An 18696-nucleotide genomic window follows, 5' to 3' on the forward strand; every position below is an offset into this window, starting at 1 on the left:
CCATTCTCTTCCCTTCTATTTATTTACTTTTCCTTACATATAGACATCTCCCTTTTTTTAAATATATCATGTATATTTTTTCTCATATTTTTTTTTTTTTTATAATCAATAAAATAAAAAAAACACATGAAAATAATTCATGTGTTTCATTTCCCTTTAATTAAATCCTCAAAGCTCTTCCAAAAAAATGTACTTGGCAATTTTGTGAAATATAAATACTTATCCTTAAAACTATCCAAATAAATATCCGAAATAATAACGTCATAATCATCGACATTATATGTATCATGTAAAACGTCTTTATAATCCATCACCACCGAAAAATAGGCACTGTAACGATCTTTCAAAATATACTCAAGTACTTCCGAATAGACATTATGCTTAGCAGAATAAAGTAATATTTTAATTTTTTTAGACGGATGAATATGAAAATAATCTTTCCTAACTTCAGAAACTACAACTAAAAAATATATGATAAATTCTTGGTAAATACTTGGCACTTCATAAGTAATAATACCTGACTCTTGTACTAATTTATAAAGATAATCTAATTTTTCTTCATTTTCTCTTCTCAAAGCACGATAATGAATCTCGTAGTCTTCGAGTAGTATTTGATTAAGCGGCCCATACATAAGAATCTGAATGGATAACAACTTGACGTAATAATCAAAATCATTTTTTAGCATATCGATATTATACTTATCTATATATTGTTTAATAATATTTCCAACCGATGATTCTAACGGATCCCCAATCTCAAAATTTCCATTTAAATACATAATTTCATATAAATATTCTATTGGAATTATATTAGCTAGTAATAACAAATCAAATTTCACTAAGTACTTGCTCTCAAGAAAACTAACAAAAGGTGTTTTCTTTTTTAAATGTTCAAATAAATACTCTAGCTCAATTCTGACTTCTTTAGGAACTTCTTCAAAACTGTCAAATAAATAAAAACCCCGTGATGCTCTTCTTAAACCAATAAAAACATACGTATCTACTGTCAGCGCTTCATTTTGAGTGTAATGTTCATTAAAATGATTATCTAATTGTTCATGAATTTCTTTAAAAATGGGTTTGTTTTGCAAATAAATATCATAGTAATCGATTTCCAATAATAAAATTTTAAAAAAATGTCTAATTTCCCATTCCTCACCAACTATTTCATAACTTTCATTATCAAGATAAATAATTTCAATTTCTAATTCTTGATTCTTAAAGTACTCATTCAACTGTTCAACTTTGTAAATAACTGTTGATTTTGTAATAAACAAACGTTCTGCTAATTCTGACAGATTATATTTTTTATATAAAATACTTAGTAAAAGAGTGATATTAAGAGACTCCCCAATTATTCTCTTAGCAATCAACAAACTATTTTCCCTATGGTCACTTTTTAATTCTATACTGTTACCTTTTATAATTATTTCATACTCTTGTGCCATTTCATTGATTTCTTTAACATATTTTTTTAACGTTATTTTAGAAATATTTAAAAACTCTAATAACTTATCAACAGTAATATCATTTCCAAAAAATTCTAAATAGTATAATAGATTTAGTTTAGTGGTAATATTTGTTTCAGCAAACAATACAAATCACTCCTCCATATTTCATGATCTCTAATGTTATTCTAATACATAAATATCCAATTAACTACTATTTAATAGTTTTAAGTTAACAAAAAAGCATTGAAATAGAATTGATCGATTTTAATCGGACAATTCTACTATCAATGCTTGCTTTATTACACTTCCAATAATTCTTGTTCTTTTGCTTTTGTAATGCTATCAATTTTAGCAATACTGTTATCTGTCAATGTTTGAACGTCTTTTTCGTAAGTACGTAATTCATCTTCAGAAATTTCTTTGTTTTTCTCTAATTTTTTCAATTCATCAATTGCATCACGACGAATGTTACGAACCGCTACTTTTGAAGATTCAGCGATTTTGCCTACTTCTTTCGCTAATTCTTTACGGCGTTCTTCCGTTAATTGAGGAATCACTAAACGGATAACAGAACCGTCGTTTGATGGGCTTAAACCTAAGTCACTGGCCATGATCGCACGTTCGATATCTTCTAAAGCTGTTTTGTCGAATGGTGTAATCATTAACATACGTGCTTCTGGTATGTTGATTTGAGCGATTTGATTCAATGGTGTTGGAGCACCGTAATAATCAACTTGTACGCGATCTAAAATGCTAGCGTTAGCACGACCAGCACGAATGTAACCTAGTTCACGTTGTAAGTTTTCTTCAGACTTAATCATTCTTTCTTTAGTACTATTTAATACTGCTTGGACCATTATTTTTTCCCCCTTACCGTTGTTCCGATGTTTTCACCTTCAACAACGCGTTTAATATTTCCTGGTTCATTTAAGTTAAAGACAACTAATGGAATATCATTATCCATACTCAATGAGCTTGCTGTAGAATCCATTACCGCTAATCCTTTAGCAATCACGTCTAAGTGAGTTAATTCTTCAAATTTAACCGCATCTGCATCTAATTTAGGATCAGCAGAGTAAACACCGTCAACATTATTTTTCGCCATTAAGATAACGTCAGCATTGATTTCAGCTGCACGTAAAGCAGATGTTGTATCTGTTGAGAAGTAAGGATTACCTGTTCCCCCAGCAAAGATTACAACACGACCTTTTTCTAAATGACGTACGGCACGACGACGAATGTATTGTTCAGCGATTTGACGCATTTCGATTGATGTTTGAACACGAGTTGGTAGCCCAACGTTTTCTAACACATCTTGTAAAGCTAAAGCGTTCATCACCGTTGCAAGCATTCCCATATAGTCAGCTTGTGCACGTTCCATGCCCATTTGTTCACCGACTTGACCACGCCAGATGTTTCCGCCACCGACAACGATTGCGATTTCAACACCTAAATCATGAACTTCTTTGATTTCTTTACAAATTTCTTCGATTACTGGTGGTTTAATTCCAAAACCAACATCTCCAGCTAATGCTTCTCCACTTAATTTTAATACCACGCGTTTAAATTTTGGCTCCTCCATGATAACACCCTCCATTAATTTCTGTACTTATTCTAGCATAAATCTAGTCTTACGACCATTTTCTAATTTTGCCTAAAAAAAGGGAGCGCACTTTTTACAGTTGCGTCCCCAACTATCAGATGATAGATTAATTATTTCATTTGGCTTCTTACTTCGTCAGCAAAGTTTTCTTGACGTTTTTCGATTCCTTCGCCTACTTCGAAACGAACGAATGCTTTAACTTCAGAGTTTTTGCTTGCTAAGTATTTAGAAACTGTCATATCTGGATCTTTAACGAATGGTTGGTCCACTAAGCAGATTTCTGCTAAGAATTTTTGCATACGGCCGATAACCATTTTTTCAACGATGTTAGCTGGTTTGCCTTCGTTTAATGCTTGCTCAGTTAAAACTTTTTTCTCGTGTTCTAATTCTTCAGCAGGCACTTCTTCTTTTGTCATGTAACGAGGGTTGATAGCTGCAACGTGCATTGAAACGTCTTTAGCTACTGCTTCGTCAGCACCAGAAACTACTGATAATACAGCGATAGTTCCGCCAGCATGTAAGTAAGCTCCGAATACTTCATCGTCAGCTTTTTCAACGATTTCGAAACGACGGAAAGCAATTTTTTCTCCGATAACTGTAGTAGCTTCTAAGATTTCTTTCTCGATAGTTCCGTTTTCTGTTTCGATAGCTAAAGCAGCTTCCATATCAGCTGGTTTGTTTTCAGCAACTAATTTAGCTACACGTACAACTAATTCTTTGAATTGGTCGTTTTTAGCAACGAAGTCAGTTTCTGAGTTGATTTCTACGATTGCAGCAGTATTGCCGTTAACGTAAACGTTAGCTAAACCTTCAGCAGCGATACGGTCACCTTTTTTAGCAGCTTTTGCTAAACCAGATTCTCTTAAGTGATCGATTGCTTTGTCCATGTCTCCGTCAACTTCTACTAATGCGCGTTTAGCGTCCATCATACCAACGCCTGTTTTGTCGCGTAATTCTTTTACCATAGCTGCAGTAATTTTTTGTGCCATTTTATATGTGCCTCCTAGAGTATTTTTCTTTGTAAAAAAAGTCTCAAAGGTACAAGACGGGCTACTTTGTTCGCCTACTACTTCATAGCCTTTGAGACATTTAATTATTTAACTAAAATTATTCAGCGTTGCTTCCTTCAACAACTTCAACGATTTCTTCCATTGAATCTGCTGCTGGAGCTTCTTCAGCTGTAAAAGTTTCTTCTACAACTTCGTCTTCACCTTGACGGCCTTCGATGAAAGCGTCAGCCATTTTACCAGCGATTAATTTAACCGCGCGGATAGCATCGTCATTTGATGGGATAACTACGTCGATCTCATCTGGATCACAGTTAGTATCTACCATAGCAACGATAGGAATGTTTAATTTATGAGCTTCTTGTACCGCAATACGCTCTTTACGAGGGTCTACGATGAACATTACGTCTGGAATTCTTGGCATATCAGCGATACCGCCTAAGAATTTTTCTAAACGTTCACGTTCTTTGTTTAATACAGAAACTTCTTTTTTAGGTAAAACAGAGAAGATTCCTTCTTCTTCCATTTTGTTAATTTCTTTTAAGCGAGCGATACGTTTTTGGATAGTATCCCAGTTAGTTAAAGTTCCACCTAACCAACGGTGATTCACGTAGAATTGACCTGAACGTGTAGCTTCTTCTTTAACAGCTTCTTGAGCTTGTTTTTTAGTACCTACGAATAAAGCGATACCGCCGTTTTCAGCAACATCCTTCATGTAGTTGTAAGCGTCGTCTACTAAACGAACTGTTTTTTGTAAGTCGATGATGTAGATCCCGTTTCTTTCAGTGAAGATATATTTCTTCATTTTTGGGTTCCAACGACGAGTTTGGTGACCAAAGTGTACACCAGATTCTAGTAATTGTTTCATTGAAATTACTGCCATTTTTGTTTCCTCCATTTGGTTTTTAATTTTTCCTCTCCACTATTCAACTTCACAGAGAACTTTGTCAGACAAAGCACCGCTCTGAAAATCGTAATGGATGTGGTTTTTGTTAGTTATTTGCATAACCTTGAATAGTATATAATAGATTCCCATAAATTTCAAGTGTTTTACCACAAAATCTAGATTAACTATTCGTTTGTTAAGCCTCTTTCACACTTCTCAAAATCAAGTAGCCTTTTTCTTTCGTCACAATCTCGCAGTTTCCGAAAACTTCTGCCATCTTCTTCTGAGCGCTTGGTGCCCCTTGTTTCTTTTGAATGACAACCGTTAAGCTACCGCCTTCTTTAAGTAATGGATAGGCCCCTTCTAAAATACCATGCACCACTTGTTTACCAGCACGAATGGGTGGGTTGCTCACAATCCCTGCGTAACTTTCTTGATTAGTTACTTCATATATAGAAGAAACATGGATATCTACTTGTTCAATACCATTAGCTGCTGCGTTTTCTTTTGCTAAACCTAAAGCACGCTCGTTCACATCCACCATCTCGACAAAACGTCCCGTACTATATGCTAGTGACAAGCCCATTGGACCGTAACCACAACCAACATCTAGCAACGCGCCTTCTGGTAGTTCGCTATCGTCAAACGCGTCGATTAGCACACGACTGCCAAAATCAATCGTGTTCTTTGAAAAAACATGGCTATCCGTATTAAAAATAAATTTTTTGCCTTTTAGCTCAAAAGTAAATTGCGCTCGCTCATGAGCGGTTTCTGGTGAATTACTAAAATAATGCTCTGTCATAAAACTTCCCTCTTCTTTTTAATTTCTTGATTAAATAATTTTGCAAGTTCCTCATAACCATAACTTGAAAAATGGAGACCATCTGCTTGGAACCAATCATCACGTCTAGTGTCATTCATCATGATTTCTAATAAGTTAACAAACGGAACATCCAACTCCCCCGCTAGCGTTTGCGCCACTTCTACAAACTGTTCGATACGTGTTAACGGACGGTCTTGAAATCTTAAACGTTGATTAACATATGGTGCAGAAAAAACAATTACTTTATCATAGCCTATTTGCTCGACGATTGATTTGAGGTGCGCTTGATAATCCATCACGGATACATCACGGTGCAACGCTAAATCATTTACCCCGAAGAAAACAGTGACAACCTCCAATTTATTTGTTTCATCCGCTTTATATTTTAACACATGTTCCTCTATTCGCTGAAGGCCTTGTTCGGCCGCATCTCCAGGTATTCCAGCGTTAATAACGTCTAATTCTGGGAAAGCGGCTTGCACACGGCGCGTCAATTCGTCCGTAAACATTTCTTCTGGATTATAACCTGCTGTTAAGCTATCACCAAATAAAATTATCCTTGCCATTTAGGTTGCTTCCTTCCTATTCTATCCCCTGTTTATGGTATAATCAGAGTGCTATTTTATCTATCATAGCACGGGAGGAAGTTTTTTTATATGAATGAAGTTAAACCAAATCAAAAATTTTGTCATGAGTCACGTACGGTTCAAACCCATTTAGTGTTACCTCAAGACACAAACAGCCACAACACGTTATACGGTGGCCAATTAATGTACTATATTGATAGTTGCGCAGCAATGGCAGCGATTCGCCATACGCGTCAACCAGTTGTAACGGCTTCGACTGATCGTTTAAACTTCTTAGCACCGATTCCAGCTGACTATGCCTTAACATTGGATGCCTTTGTAACAGGTACTGGAACCCGTTCGTTAGAAGTTTTTGTAAAAGTAACTGGTGAAAATTTAACAACCGGAGAGCGCTATTTAGCGGCAACTTGCTTTATGACTTTTGTGGTAGTAGGAAAAGAAATTGACAAAGGTTATGTCGTGCCCACTGTCGTTCCTGAAAGTACTGAGGAAATTAGTATTTCTAAAGACTACTCGGAACGCAAACAAAATCGTTTACGCGATTTAAAACTTGAAAAAACATTTGCAGCCGACATTTCTTTAACCACTTTTTAATTTTGAACATTTTAAACTATGAAAAAAATTTAAATGTGGTATAATTCTTTCTACACCCTATTCTTAGGAGGAAATAAACATCGTGCAAGCGAAGGAATCAAAGAAGTATCATCACTTCACACGTCCAGAGTGGGAAAGTTTTTATCTAAATGGTATACCTCCATTAACCGAGGAAGAGCTTCAAGAAATTAAAAGTTTCAACGATAAAATTTCTTTACAAGACGTGCAAGACATTTATATGCCCTTAACACATTTAATTAAGCTGTATATGAAAGAATACGATTCGTTGCAACAAAGTAAAGGCTTGTTCATGCAGAAGTACCAAGAAACCCCACCTTTCATTATCGGCATTGCAGGTAGTGTCGCGGTCGGTAAAAGTACCACTGCACGTGTCTTACAAATGATGTTGTCACGTATTTTTAAACGTCGCAACGTTCATTTAATTACCACTGACGGTTTCTTGTATCCTAATGAGTATTTGCTTGAAAATAACATGATGGATCAAAAAGGATTTCCAGAGAGTTACGATATGGAACGGCTAATCGGCTTTTTAGAAGACGTTAAACGTCGGAAATCGCCATTACAAATCCCAATATACTCTCACGAGGTTTACAATATTATTCCGGATGAATTTCAAGAAATATGTGAACCTGATATTTTGATTGTTGAAGGAATTAATGTTTTACAATTACCCGCAAACCAACAAATCTATGTTAGCGACTTTTTTGACTTTTCAATTTTTGTTGATGCCGATCCTAAAACAATTGAGAAATGGTACTTAGATCGCTTTGAAGCGCTTCTTGATTCAGCCTTCTTAGAACCAAATAATTATTATTATTCATATGCAACCGGCCCTCGTGAAGAAGCGATGGAAATGGCGCGTGGCGTATGGAAACGAGTGAATTTACGCAACTTAGAAGACTATATCTTACCAACTCGTCATCATGCTGAGTTGATTTTGCGTAAACAAGCTAACCACCAAATTAGTGATGTCTATTTGACTAAATATTAATAACAGAAAGAGGGAACAACGTGACTAATCCAACACTAGAAACCATTATCGTTTTAGATTTTGGTAGCCAGTACAACCAATTAATTACTCGTCGTATTCGTGAGTTTGGTGTATTCTCTGAATTACTAAGCCACAAAACAACTGCTGAAGAAATCAAAGCAATGAATCCAAAAGGAATTATCTTCTCTGGTGGACCAAACAGTGTCTATGAAGAAGATTCATTCAAAGTTGATCCAGAAATTTTCAACTTAGGCATTCCTGTCTTCGGTATTTGCTACGGTATGCAATTAATGACTGACCACTTCGGCGGAACAGTTGAAGCAGCAGCGAAAAAAGAATACGGACAAGCCTTCATCGATGTTCAAAATACAACATCTGGTTTATTCCAAAACCTACCTGCGCAAGAACAAGTATGGATGAGCCACGGTGACTTAGTGACTAAATTACCGGAAGGTTTTGACGTAACCGCGACAAGCGCTGACTGTCCGGTAGCTGCTATGGCTAACGAAGCTAAAAACTTCTACGGCGTGCAATTCCATCCAGAAGTACGTCACTCTCTAAACGGGAACGACTTATTGAAAAACTTTGCCTTTGAAATCTGTGGCTGTAAAGGCGACTGGTCAATGGAAAACTTCATCGAAAACGAAATCGCAAAAATCCGCGAAACAGTTGGCGACAAAAAAGTTTTACTTGGTCTTTCAGGCGGTGTGGACTCTAGTGTTGTTGGGGTTCTTTTACAAAAAGCAATCGGCGACCAATTAACTTGTATCTTCGTTGACCACGGTTTATTACGTAAAGGCGAAGCAGAACAAGTAATGGAAAGTTTAGGCGGAAAATTCGGCTTAAACATCATCAAAGTAGACGCTAAAAAACGTTTCTTAGATAAATTAGCAGGTGTTTCTGATCCAGAACAAAAACGTAAAATTATCGGTAACGAATTCATTTACGTATTCGACGATGAAGCAACTAAATTAGACGGCATCGAATTCTTAGCACAAGGTACGTTATACACTGACGTGATCGAAAGTGGAACTGATACTGCTGAAGTTATCAAGTCTCACCATAACGTAGGTGGTTTACCTGACGATATGCAATTCAAACTAATCGAACCATTGAATACATTATTCAAAGATGAAGTTCGCGCTTTAGGAACTGAATTAGGTATGCCTGATTCACTTGTATGGCGTCAACCATTCCCAGGACCAGGATTAGGTATCCGCGTGCTTGGTGAAATTTCTGAAGAAAAATTAGAAATCGTTCGTGAATCAGATGCTATCTTACGTGAAGAAATCGCAAACGCTGGTTTAGACCGCGATATCTGGCAATATTTCACAGTCTTACCAGGCATCCGTTCAGTTGGTGTTATGGGTGACGGCCGTACGTACGATTACACAATCGGTATCCGCGCTATCACATCAATCGACGGTATGACGGCTGACTTCGCACGTATCGATTGGGATCTATTACAAAAAATCTCAGTTCGTTTAGTAAACGAAGTGGCACACGTTAACCGCGTCGTGTATGACATTACCTCTAAACCACCAGCGACTGTAGAGTGGGAATAGCCTAAAATCATAAAGTTCAATTGGTTCAAGGATTTTTAAGGCGTTTGTAGAGGTATAAAACAGCTTGAAAACGGGTTAGTTTTGGTTAAGTGTCCCCAAAATGTCCCCCATTACTATCAAATGCTGGCTTGTTATTTTGACAGGTCAGTGTTTTCATTTTCCTAAAAATTTACAAGGTAAAAAACAGACTGACTATATTTGTCAGTCTGTTTTATTTTTTCTATATCGATATAACTCTACTGTAGCGGATAATAAACATCCTTAATTTCTGAAGCTCCTTGTCCTATGATGATTCTATCTCTAGTTATGTCTGTACTACCTAAAACAAGTGTTTCTGTAAATTCTATACCTTTAGGAGCTATTGCAATTCTTGCTCCAGTCATTCCGAAACTCACACTCCCTAAAAGCACTTCATTTTCTACTTGTAATCCACCTGTCGAAAGTTCAACTATGTCACCAGAAGATAAATTTATACTAGCACCCGCTATACTTATCATGTCTCCAGCTTCATTTACCCATGAATGCGAAATACTTGAATAATCACCTTTCTGAACCGCTGCAATATCCACTTCTCCGCTGGTACCTTGTTGTTCTGGCGCATCAGTTTTAACGGATTGCCATTTTAATATGGATAAATCAACAGATTCTCCAATCTCTATCGACTCGCCTTCTACATTCGTACTTTCTCTAGTACTGTAAAGCTGTATTCCTTGTTGATTAAATTCATAGATTTTGTAGCTTTGGCTGTTAGCTCCGCTACTTCCTATATAGTATAATGTGCCATCCTGAAGGGGTATTAATCGCATTCTTTCCCCAATAGCATTCAACTGATTTTCTTCCGTTGTTAAACGAATCAATTCATTGTCAGATGAAATAGTGTACATATCTAATAACGTATATGCCCCCTCCTGATTACCTAACGCAATCAATAACTCCTGAGTTCCGTTATTATCCACATCCAATGTTGTATGAAAAACTCCAGTATAGAAATATTGAGTAGCTAAAAATGCCATGCTATTTATATCCGCTCGTTGAACATTTGTATCTTCTAAAAAGGTTGCATAGTTTCCAACAATTTGGTTATATTGACTCATATCAGCTTTACGTCCTGATTCAGTTGTACTCTCTGACGTAACTGTGGAGCTTGTGCTTGCTACAGAAGTGCTTTCTTTTGTAGCAGCTATGCTAGTGCTAGAATCTTCATTTTTCTTCTCATTTTCCCCACACCCGACTAACACCGTAACTAATAATAACAATAGAACTTTATTTTTCATTTTTCCCATCCTCTGGTCAAATTTTGTCATGTTACTAATGATACTTTTTAAAACTACCATTCAAACGCACATTTCTATATGATCAAAAAAACTAGCACAAGACTACTTAACCTATATCTTGTACTAGTCACTTTTATTATGTGAACGCTCACTTTTTTTTAGAGGTATTATAAGCTGTAATAACTGAGGTTATAGCTGAAACTCGTGTATTTCTTTCTGCAGCTTCCGAAGCTTTAAGATTCTGTTCTGCCAAATGATTTTGATATTCAGCGTTTAATTGTAATTCTAGTAAATTGAATGCTTCTTGAAGAGTATTCGCTCTGCTTTCACTTACTAGATTATATAGTCGATACGTAGAATCAAAATCATAAAATTTCACAGGAAAATTATGTAATCCTTCAAGATATTCAGGTTTACTCATTTCATTTTTTAATAATTGCTCTGTCTCACTAACTTTATTTGCACATACCTGTACTTTATTTCTTCTCAATAGGAATAATCCAATCCCTAAAACATACAAAAAAGTAGTGAACATCATGTAATTATTATATGGATAATACATAATTCTCAGCAGTGTAGCTACAATAATTGAGGCGTAAATTGTTCCATTCCATTTCTTTTTCATATCCGCTTCTACATTTTTTTGATTTCTAAGTGTTTTTTCTAATTTAGTAGCTACCTTTGTTCTTTTTTGCTGATTCAACAAATAATTCAAAAGCTCATTCTTGTCCATTTTTCCCTCCTATTTTCCAAAAAGATACACTGCTATTATATACGAATAACAATCATATCACAATGCAAATATTAATAATTCAGAATAAAAAATATAAGCGAACAATTTTTCTGAAAAATTATATTACGGTTGTAAAATCAACCCTAGAACTAGATTTTTATGATACAAAATTAACATAAACAAAGGCAAGCTCATAAATATTCGTATTTTTCTTTTGTGATATTTACTATGAAATTGACTCAATTACTTTTTATTTTCTAACTCTTTAAATTTTTTTTGAAACATAGCCAATTTTTCAATATGATTTATAGAATATGTTGTGTATTCATCTAATAGTGTTGTTATATCATTTTCCCCTCCATGAAGCTGCTCTTTTATACCATTGAGTTTATCGTAATTAATATCAACTTCTTTTTGATATCTGAATGTTTGCTGTCCAAAAGAATTTTCCTCTGGGATAAATTGTTGTAAAAATTCTTTTAAAAATTTATCTAAAAAATATGAAAGTTTTTGATTAAATTTATCTAGCTTCGTTCCAGTAAATTCTTTTAAAAATGATTTTTTGAGTTCTTTTACATATGTCTCAGTAGAATCAAAGTAGCTCCATTTAATAGCTTTATTTGTTATATCTTCTTTTTCTTGCTTTTCATATAGTCCCCATACTTTACCATATTCCGTTACTTCATAATAATGTAGTTTAGAATACGGCACATAATCAATAAGGTTTTTTTTAAATGTTTCTTGCAAGTCGTTTGACACGTTACCTTTACTCAAATCCTCTATAACTGCACTATACATGTCTTGCCATCTAATATGTCCCCACAGCATTTCATCACTATTAGTATAATTTAGTGTCTTAGTTAATACATCTACTTCATTACTACTCATAAGGTAAGGATAACTTTCTGGTCTATTATTGTTAAGAATTCGGCTAACACGTTTATTTCGTGAATTTTGTTGTTTAACAACGAATTCTTTGGGAATCTTAAGTCCATTCTCTATTTCATCAGCAGGAAAAATTTCTCTATTTTTTTTCTTGCTTTCTTTTTTACGTTGTTTTAATGACAAAGAAAGACTTTTATAAAAATAATTTCTTGTAACTTCGTACATAAAACCACCTCCTCAAAACTCATTATACTATAAATAGATAAGAGGTGTATTATTTTTGTTAATTAAATACGCTAAAAAGAAGCAATTGCAATACACTTTCAGTCTGTTAAACTTATATCAGTTAGTTAATTAACTTATAAAGTTGTTTAGTGCACGTAAACAACAAAAAAAATGAAAAGGCGGTTTTCAAATGGAAAATCAAAAATTAAAATTAACTGGGACAAAACTAGGAATATTAGTTGCAAAAGCTAGTGAAACAAATGTCGAGATTCCAACACAAATTCAAATCATTACAGCAACTACGCGGAATGAATATGTAAATGGTATTGCTACCGATACTATCTCAAAAATCGCTTTGACGGCACTTGATGAAAAAGCAGTCCAAGCAGCTACTGCTGCGGAAATTGACTTAACAGATATGCCTGCTTTCATCGTAGAAATTCAAGATAAGAATTTAGTTAATAAACTAGCTACACAAACCGAAAAATTAATCGGTCAAAAACTTTCAACTGAAAACTCACTAATTGCCTTACGTTGGGTTTCTAAGGGACAATCTGGCTCATGGAATGGCTTGAAACTTATTCTTACACAAATAAAAACAGCCATATCAAGCCGAGGGTAAAAGTATGAAACAACGAGAATACACTTTTAAAAAAAAACGCAGTAATACTGAATCTCTGCAAAACTTGCTAGTCATCATTTCTTTGATGATTAGCGTAGCTTTTGCGATTAGTTTTTTACTAGAAATCAAATATGTTGATAATTTAAATCAGCTTTCAACTTTATTTGGGAATTCTGTGATTTTTGGATTTATGATGACATTTTCAATTATTTATATTTTTGTAATTTGTCTATACTTACGTTCGCCTTGGTGGTACGAACTTTTTTGTTGGCGATTAAACACTCTATTTGAAAATGTTGGAAAAAATGAAACATTATCAAAAAAGCTAGTCTATCCAATTGTTAAAATGTCTGAAAATAAGAACGACGAGATATTTTTAATAAAGTTCATTTGGCAGGCTTCCATGACTAAAAGTATTCAGAATGAGATAAAAGAGCACTTATTAGAAGAACTTTTATTTCCTTCCAAAGATTACGTTATTGAAGAAATAATAGAAACTACAACAGACACAACTTTTATCTTCCAAAAAAAAGCGAAAAGGTTAGTGATTAACTATGAACAATAACATTCCCCTAAATAACAAATACTCATGGAATTTAGATACTCAACCTCATTGCGTAGTTACGGGAAAAACTGGTTCTGGTAAAACACAATTTATTTACTATCTTATTTTAGAAGCGGCAAAATTAACCAATGAAATTTTGATTTTTGATGGAAAAAATGGCGATTTAAGTAATCTAACAGCAGTTACGATCGCACAAACAACAGAAGAGGTTGTCACTGAACTTCAACAATTAGTTCTTATAATGAAACAACGAATTACTACTATTAAATCAAAGAAATTGGGGAACGTTACAGCTTCTGAAATTGGACTATCTCATATTTTCTGTTTTGTCGATGAGTTAGCAGCGATTATGATTAATGCAAAAAAAACAGATAGAAAAAATAAAATTGCGAATAAAGAGAACTCTAAAAATACTGCTTGGAACAGACTAAAAGAAGACAATACTACGGATATTCTTGATTCATTAACAGAACTAATTTTAGTCGCTCGTCAAGCTTCTATTCATCTCGTACTTTCAACACAACACTTTGATGCTAAACTATTGGGGGATTCACAAATTAGATCGAATATTTCAATGAAAGTTTTATTGGGGCAACAAACAGCACAAGAATACAATATGTTGAATCTGACTCAAGAACAGTTACCGAACGTTGATTTCTCTAAAATTGGTGCTGGTGTATTAATGCTTGATGGGCTCGGATGGGTTAGAGCTAAAGCGTATGAAACTCCATTTATTCGATTTAGTAATTGTACCCCAAATGATATTTTACGAACACAGATCAATAATCATCAGTTGAACAATCATTGATTATTGTACGCAAAGGCAGCGCGACTCAGTCGCAGCTGCCAAGCGAGCCGCCGTTTGCGGCGGCTCTACTTGATAATAAAGCGAAGTTTGGAACAAACGAAAAAAAGAGAAAGAGTGTTGATACAAATATGCCCAAATTTTTTGATAGCAATGGAGAAATTTTAGGTGGCAAAACAAAATGGCTTAAATATTGGCTACCACAAGAAAAAAATAAACTTCAGTATGATAAAGTGTTTAAAATTTCAGATGATTCTATCGAGTTAAAAGAATATGCTCAAACAAAAGAAATTGTGCCTTACGAATTAAAAGAAGGTTTTCAAGCTATCTCAATCCAAGACGGAAAAATCACATATATTCTTGATAAGAAAACAAAAAATATCGTCATTACAAAAGTACTATCTGACGAAGAACACACTCATTTAAGGCTAAAGAAAAAACGTAGAAAAAGAAAAGAATTCATTGATAAAGCATTAGCAAATCCTTGGACTCACTGGGCAACGCTCACTTTCTCACCAGAATTAGCACCTAAAATGGCTTACTCTTATGATGAAGCAAAAAAGGCTTTTATGGAATTTCGCAAAAAAATTAGGCGGAAATATAACAATAATGTAAAATATATGGCTATTTCCGAATATGGAGAAAAAAATGGACGGATTCATTGGCATATCCTTCTATATTTTGATAAAACTATCGTTTTTGAACAGGCACGAAGTCAAAAAGGCAAGCTACTTTACTTAACAAATTCTCATAATCGCAATGTTCTTGACGATAATAAAAAATCAATCCCTAAATTGATTCTTCCAAATTGGAAATATGGAAATAGTGATTTTTATCCGATTTACAATAGTTCCCAAAAAGCTGTTAACTATATGTCCAAATATATGATGAAGAACGAGGGGCGAGCTCCATACGAGGAACAAGGCAGTAAGGCAAAAGCATACCTAGCAAGCAAAAACCTAAATAGCCCGCATAAAGAATATTTAATGAGACACGACAAAAGTAATCTATTGGATGAAAATATTCAGAAAAAAATTGAACACGCTCAAGCTACTGTTCAACTAAATATCTATGATAAAAAAATTATGACAAAAAAAGAAGCGATTATTGATGATAACGGTACTACACACACTGTAAAAAAAAACACGTATATCATTGATATAACTGAAAAAGCTCATCAATCATCAACTCTCACATCTCCGATTGATGAACGTCCTAATTGTGAAATTTAAAATTCACAATTTGTATCGCGAGCAACTATGCTCAATCACATTATACTAAATCGCATAGTTGTTTGCATATTTTTATGGAATACGAAAGGTACTGATAGTATGTATAAACAAATTATCACAAAACAAGACTTAATGAAATTAGGCTATTCTGACTATCAATCTAAAGAGATCATCAGACAATCTCGAATTTATATGATAGAATTAGGTAATGAATTTTACGATAATCGTAAAATTACAGCAATACCTCTACACGCCATAGAAAAAGTTCTTGGATTTGAACCTCAAATTCAGGAGGCTAAATAAATATGGCAATGAAAAAAAGTAAGTATACTGGCGTATACTACGATAAAGAAGCAGATAAAGTTCAAGTTCAAATATCATTGGGTACTGACCCTGTTACTGGTAAACGAAATCGGTTAAAAACAATGGTAGATGAAAACAATAAACCTTTTTCTTCTCTTACAGAAGCAAATAAGTTTGTTGTCGTTCAAAAAGCAAAATATTTCAAGACTGGCGCTTATGCTGCTTCAAAAATGAGCTTTGATACTTTTGTTGATAATGAGTATTTACCGCATTATAAGACAACAGTTAAACCACAAACTTATGAACACAAATTAAATGGTATCAAAGTTATCCGCAATTTTTTTGGTAAGCGTAAGCTTAAAGATATCGATGTGAAGCTAGTCAACGATTTTCGAATCTGGTTAGTCAATTATGGCTACAAACCCAGTTATTCTAGTGGTCTGTTCTCTACTTTTAAAAGAATTTTGTCCTTTGCGGAACAATTGGGCTATATCCAAGATAACCCTGCTCACAAAGTCAAAGCATTACCTAAAGGAAAAGCAAAAGTTGCTTTTTGGACTAAAAAAGAATTTGAAAAAGTATTAGCTCAAATTTGTATTGATGATGTGTATGAACATCTCAACTATACTATGTTAACTCTATATTTCATGACTGGGATGCGAGTAAATGAAGCGACTGCTCTCTATTGGGAAGATATTGATTTTAAACGAAAACAAATTCATGTTTGTCATAATTTGTTGATTAAGAATCAAAAAGAGTTTGAACGCTCAGATGACTTAAAAACAACAAATGCAAACCGTTTTATTTCATTAGATGATACGACAGTTGAAATCTTACGAGCTTGGAAAGATAAGCAAAAAGAAATTGGATTAGGTCATAAAAAAGATTTCGTCCTTTCATTTACTGGAAAGCCATTGATAAAGAGTACTATTTCTCGTATTATTAAGCGTTATGCTGCTTTAGCAAACATCCACTCAATTCAAGCAAAAGGCTTACGACACTCGCACGTAAGTTATTTGATTAATGAATTTAACATTGAGATTCTAAAAATTTCTAAACGGCTAGGACATTCCAGCCCAGAGATCACGTATCGACATTATGCACATCTTTACGCTGGTGCTGACCGCGATATTGCCAATGAAATTAATGGTACTATTAATTTTTCTAGCTCTAAAGAATCAAATGTTCATTTTCAAGGGAATCAATTTATTAAGAAAAATACTGTCCCCGAAGTGTCCCCAAAGGATACTAAGACAGCTTAGAAATACAGTGACATCAACAGGTTATTTCCCACCTGTACAAAACCGAGTGGGAATAAAGAGCTAACTTAATATGAATGGGGAATACCGATAAATCAACGTTTTAGTACACTTAAAATGCTTGAAAATCATTAAAAATGACATAGTTCCCTACCATTTCCCTACCAAAATTTTTGGTAGGGATTTTTTCTGCTTTTTCAAACTAAACACCTATCGAAATATTTTTGAGCCACGTAATAAGCATTTTAACTTACTTTGACAAATCACAACCATAAAAAAAACTATAAAGTAGATTGGGAATTTTGTTTTTTCCGTGTCTACTTTATAGGGAGAATATCACTTTTTATCCGTTTCGGATTTTCCATTTTAAACTAATAACACTAACTTTTGTCACAAGCTCTATTTCATAACACGTTCATCACTTGATAATTCATCGTCTGCCTCTTTCTTATAATGGCTATAAAATTGAATAAATCCTAATACTATAGAAGTTTCGTTCGTCAGGTCGTTAGGAAAATCATCATTCATTGTCTCTTCCAATAAATATTCATCCATAAAGTCAAACCCTTGAAATTTTTCTATATCCAACCATAATTTTACTGTAAGAATTAGAACATTGGCATATTCGTCATGATTATCGATAGATATCTCCTTATTATAATCATAATACTTATACGAACTAAAATATTTCATAACTTCTTCTTGTAATAAATGTTTATTACTATCTGTCACTTTTTCGTTTAATATAACATAATATGTAAATTCGGTCTTTTCAAAAAGTGATTCACCAAATATCCTTTTTAAAATATCATATTCCATTTTCTCCGTAAATTTACTAATCAATTCTAAATCATTTTTCTCAAATTCATCTGCTCCTACTATATAATTTAGCTCAGGTTCTTCATAAGTACTCTCTCCTCCTGAGTAATATTCTGTCTGAGTACCTATATAAAAAGCACGTGCTCCATACTTTCTAAAAATATCACTAATTTTTGTCTCTCCATTATACATTCCCTCAGTTAACCAATATAAACCGCGTTCATTGAGCAATTCTGAATAATTAACAATTGAAAATTTATCATTCAAAGTTTGATTGTCTATTATTTTTAAAGACAAAGTCTCAGCATATAATTCTTTTTGTACTTCTTTTTGTAATTCCTCAATTTTATTCGGTGTTATTTCTGGATTAAATATCATTATTCCCTCGCTTCTAAATGCACGCATTGGCATATTTATCTCTCCTTTTCTATTTTAATCAAATTAAT

Annotated in this window: 20 protein-coding genes; 9 read left to right on the forward strand and 11 right to left on the reverse strand. The window is 34.0% G+C overall.

The window, feature by feature from the left end; translation table 11 throughout:
• Window positions 1–146: 146 nt before the first annotated feature.
• From FA707_RS07865 to FA707_RS07895, 7 genes are all read right to left on the reverse strand, one after another.
• Window positions 147–1595, reverse strand: coding sequence for a helix-turn-helix domain-containing protein (locus FA707_RS07865; protein WP_136953709.1), 1449 nt, complete (start codon window positions 1593–1595; stop codon window positions 147–149).
• 155 nt (window positions 1596–1750) lie between these two features.
• Complete coding sequence (gene frr, locus FA707_RS07870; RefSeq protein WP_136953710.1) at window positions 1751–2308, reverse strand: ribosome recycling factor; 558 nt, start codon at window positions 2306–2308, stop codon at window positions 1751–1753.
• Entirely contained in the window at window positions 2308–3033 is a 726-nt protein-coding gene (gene pyrH / locus FA707_RS07875; protein ID WP_136953711.1) for a UMP kinase, read from the reverse strand. Before pyrH ends, frr begins: the two co-directional genes overlap by 1 nt.
• Window positions 3034–3164: 131 nt before the next feature.
• The gene (gene tsf / locus FA707_RS07880; protein ID WP_136953712.1) at window positions 3165–4043 is read right to left on the reverse strand and encodes a translation elongation factor Ts; all 879 of its coding nucleotides are present in this window, start codon (window positions 4041–4043) and stop codon (window positions 3165–3167) included.
• Between the two features lie 118 nt (window positions 4044–4161).
• On the reverse strand, window positions 4162–4944 hold the full coding sequence (rpsB, locus tag FA707_RS07885) for a 30S ribosomal protein S2 (protein WP_136953713.1): 783 nt from the start codon (window positions 4942–4944) through the stop codon (window positions 4162–4164).
• Between the two features lie 199 nt (window positions 4945–5143).
• Entirely contained in the window at window positions 5144–5749 is a 606-nt protein-coding gene (locus FA707_RS07890; protein WP_136953714.1) for a class I SAM-dependent methyltransferase, read from the reverse strand.
• Window positions 5746–6336, reverse strand: a complete 591-nt coding sequence (locus FA707_RS07895; protein WP_136953715.1) for an SGNH/GDSL hydrolase family protein — start codon at window positions 6334–6336, stop codon at window positions 5746–5748. Before FA707_RS07895 ends, FA707_RS07890 begins: the two co-directional genes overlap by 4 nt.
• 90 nt (window positions 6337–6426) lie before the next feature.
• Between FA707_RS07895 and FA707_RS07900 the strand changes: the two genes are divergently transcribed.
• From FA707_RS07900 to guaA, 3 genes are all read left to right on the forward strand, one after another.
• Window positions 6427–6951: an acyl-CoA thioesterase gene (locus FA707_RS07900; protein ID WP_136953716.1), complete on the forward strand. Its 525-nt coding sequence runs from the start codon at window positions 6427–6429 to the stop codon at window positions 6949–6951.
• Between the two features lie 82 nt (window positions 6952–7033).
• Window positions 7034–7963 (forward strand): type I pantothenate kinase, encoded by a 930-nt coding sequence (gene coaA, locus FA707_RS07905; protein WP_136953717.1) that lies wholly within the window; start codon window positions 7034–7036, stop codon window positions 7961–7963.
• 20 nt (window positions 7964–7983) lie between these two features.
• Window positions 7984–9528: a glutamine-hydrolyzing GMP synthase gene (gene guaA, locus FA707_RS07910; protein ID WP_171028945.1), complete on the forward strand. Its 1545-nt coding sequence runs from the start codon at window positions 7984–7986 to the stop codon at window positions 9526–9528.
• A gap of 236 nt (window positions 9529–9764) precedes the next feature.
• Here guaA and FA707_RS07915 read toward each other — a convergent pair whose 3' ends face one another.
• From FA707_RS07915 to FA707_RS07925, 3 genes are all read right to left on the reverse strand, one after another.
• On the reverse strand, window positions 9765–10802 hold the full coding sequence (locus FA707_RS07915) for a DUF6287 domain-containing protein (RefSeq protein WP_136953719.1): 1038 nt from the start codon (window positions 10800–10802) through the stop codon (window positions 9765–9767).
• A 148-nt stretch (window positions 10803–10950) separates the two neighbouring features.
• Window positions 10951–11535 carry a hypothetical protein gene (locus tag FA707_RS07920; RefSeq protein WP_136953720.1) on the reverse strand — a complete coding sequence of 195 codons (585 nt, stop codon included), beginning with the start codon at window positions 11533–11535 and terminating at the stop codon, window positions 10951–10953.
• 243 nt (window positions 11536–11778) lie between these two features.
• On the reverse strand, window positions 11779–12645 hold the full coding sequence (locus tag FA707_RS07925) for a hypothetical protein (RefSeq protein WP_136953721.1): 867 nt from the start codon (window positions 12643–12645) through the stop codon (window positions 11779–11781).
• A gap of 190 nt (window positions 12646–12835) precedes the next feature.
• Between FA707_RS07925 and FA707_RS07930 the strand changes: the two genes are divergently transcribed.
• The 6 genes from FA707_RS07930 (at window position 12836) to FA707_RS07955 (ending at window position 17434) form a co-directional block, all read left to right on the forward strand.
• The gene (locus tag FA707_RS07930; protein WP_136953722.1) at window positions 12836–13267 is read left to right on the forward strand and encodes a hypothetical protein; all 432 of its coding nucleotides are present in this window, start codon (window positions 12836–12838) and stop codon (window positions 13265–13267) included.
• Window positions 13268–13271: 4 nt separating this feature from the next.
• Window positions 13272–13832 (forward strand): hypothetical protein, encoded by a 561-nt coding sequence (locus FA707_RS07935; RefSeq protein ID WP_136953723.1) that lies wholly within the window; start codon window positions 13272–13274, stop codon window positions 13830–13832.
• On the forward strand, window positions 13822–14640 hold the full coding sequence (locus FA707_RS07940; RefSeq protein WP_136953724.1) for an FtsK/SpoIIIE domain-containing protein: 819 nt from the start codon (window positions 13822–13824) through the stop codon (window positions 14638–14640). Before FA707_RS07935 ends, FA707_RS07940 begins: the two co-directional genes overlap by 11 nt.
• Window positions 14637–15869, forward strand: coding sequence for a rolling circle replication-associated protein (locus tag FA707_RS07945; RefSeq protein ID WP_136953725.1), 1233 nt, complete (start codon window positions 14637–14639; stop codon window positions 15867–15869). Before FA707_RS07940 ends, FA707_RS07945 begins: the two co-directional genes overlap by 4 nt.
• Before the next feature lie 99 nt (window positions 15870–15968).
• Complete coding sequence (locus tag FA707_RS07950; RefSeq protein WP_168177379.1) at window positions 15969–16172, forward strand: DUF3173 family protein; 204 nt, start codon at window positions 15969–15971, stop codon at window positions 16170–16172.
• A gap of 2 nt (window positions 16173–16174) precedes the next feature.
• The gene (locus FA707_RS07955; protein WP_136953727.1) at window positions 16175–17434 is read left to right on the forward strand and encodes a tyrosine-type recombinase/integrase; all 1260 of its coding nucleotides are present in this window, start codon (window positions 16175–16177) and stop codon (window positions 17432–17434) included.
• A gap of 396 nt (window positions 17435–17830) precedes the next feature.
• Here FA707_RS07955 and FA707_RS07960 read toward each other — a convergent pair whose 3' ends face one another.
• Window positions 17831–18661 (reverse strand): hypothetical protein, encoded by an 831-nt coding sequence (locus tag FA707_RS07960; RefSeq protein ID WP_136953728.1) that lies wholly within the window; start codon window positions 18659–18661, stop codon window positions 17831–17833.
• Window positions 18662–18696: the final 35 nt, after the last annotated feature.

It is taken from the genome of Vagococcus zengguangii (assembly GCF_005145005.1).
GTDB classification, from domain to species: domain Bacteria; phylum Bacillota; class Bacilli; order Lactobacillales; family Vagococcaceae; genus Vagococcus_A; species Vagococcus_A zengguangii.

What these genes read in the sequence shown, in the direction of transcription:
- frr (WP_136953710.1), bottom strand. Translation starts at nt 2,308, where the DNA reads ATGGTCCAAGCAGTATTAAATAGTACTAAAGAAAGAATGATTAAGTCT.
- pyrH (WP_136953711.1), bottom strand. Translation starts at nt 3,033, where the DNA reads ATGGAGGAGCCAAAATTTAAACGCGTGGTATTAAAATTAAGTGGAGAA.
- tsf (WP_136953712.1), bottom strand. Translation starts at nt 4,043, where the DNA reads ATGGCACAAAAAATTACTGCAGCTATGGTAAAAGAATTACGCGACAAA.
- rpsB (WP_136953713.1), bottom strand. Translation starts at nt 4,944, where the DNA reads ATGGCAGTAATTTCAATGAAACAATTACTAGAATCTGGTGTACACTTT.
- FA707_RS07890 (WP_136953714.1), bottom strand. Translation starts at nt 5,749, where the DNA reads ATGACAGAGCATTATTTTAGTAATTCACCAGAAACCGCTCATGAGCGA.
- FA707_RS07895 (WP_136953715.1), bottom strand. Translation starts at nt 6,336, where the DNA reads ATGGCAAGGATAATTTTATTTGGTGATAGCTTAACAGCAGGTTATAAT.
- FA707_RS07900 (WP_136953716.1), top strand. Translation starts at nt 6,427, where the DNA reads ATGAATGAAGTTAAACCAAATCAAAAATTTTGTCATGAGTCACGTACG.
- FA707_RS07915 (WP_136953719.1), bottom strand. Translation starts at nt 10,802, where the DNA reads ATGAAAAATAAAGTTCTATTGTTATTATTAGTTACGGTGTTAGTCGGG.
- FA707_RS07920 (WP_136953720.1), bottom strand. Translation starts at nt 11,535, where the DNA reads ATGGACAAGAATGAGCTTTTGAATTATTTGTTGAATCAGCAAAAAAGA.
- FA707_RS07925 (WP_136953721.1), bottom strand. Translation starts at nt 12,645, where the DNA reads ATGTACGAAGTTACAAGAAATTATTTTTATAAAAGTCTTTCTTTGTCA.
- FA707_RS07930 (WP_136953722.1), top strand. Translation starts at nt 12,836, where the DNA reads ATGGAAAATCAAAAATTAAAATTAACTGGGACAAAACTAGGAATATTA.
- FA707_RS07935 (WP_136953723.1), top strand. Translation starts at nt 13,272, where the DNA reads ATGAAACAACGAGAATACACTTTTAAAAAAAAACGCAGTAATACTGAA.
- FA707_RS07940 (WP_136953724.1), top strand. Translation starts at nt 13,822, where the DNA reads ATGAACAATAACATTCCCCTAAATAACAAATACTCATGGAATTTAGAT.
- FA707_RS07950 (WP_168177379.1), top strand. Translation starts at nt 15,969, where the DNA reads ATGTATAAACAAATTATCACAAAACAAGACTTAATGAAATTAGGCTAT.
- FA707_RS07955 (WP_136953727.1), top strand. Translation starts at nt 16,175, where the DNA reads ATGGCAATGAAAAAAAGTAAGTATACTGGCGTATACTACGATAAAGAA.
- FA707_RS07960 (WP_136953728.1), bottom strand. Translation starts at nt 18,661, where the DNA reads ATGCCAATGCGTGCATTTAGAAGCGAGGGAATAATGATATTTAATCCA.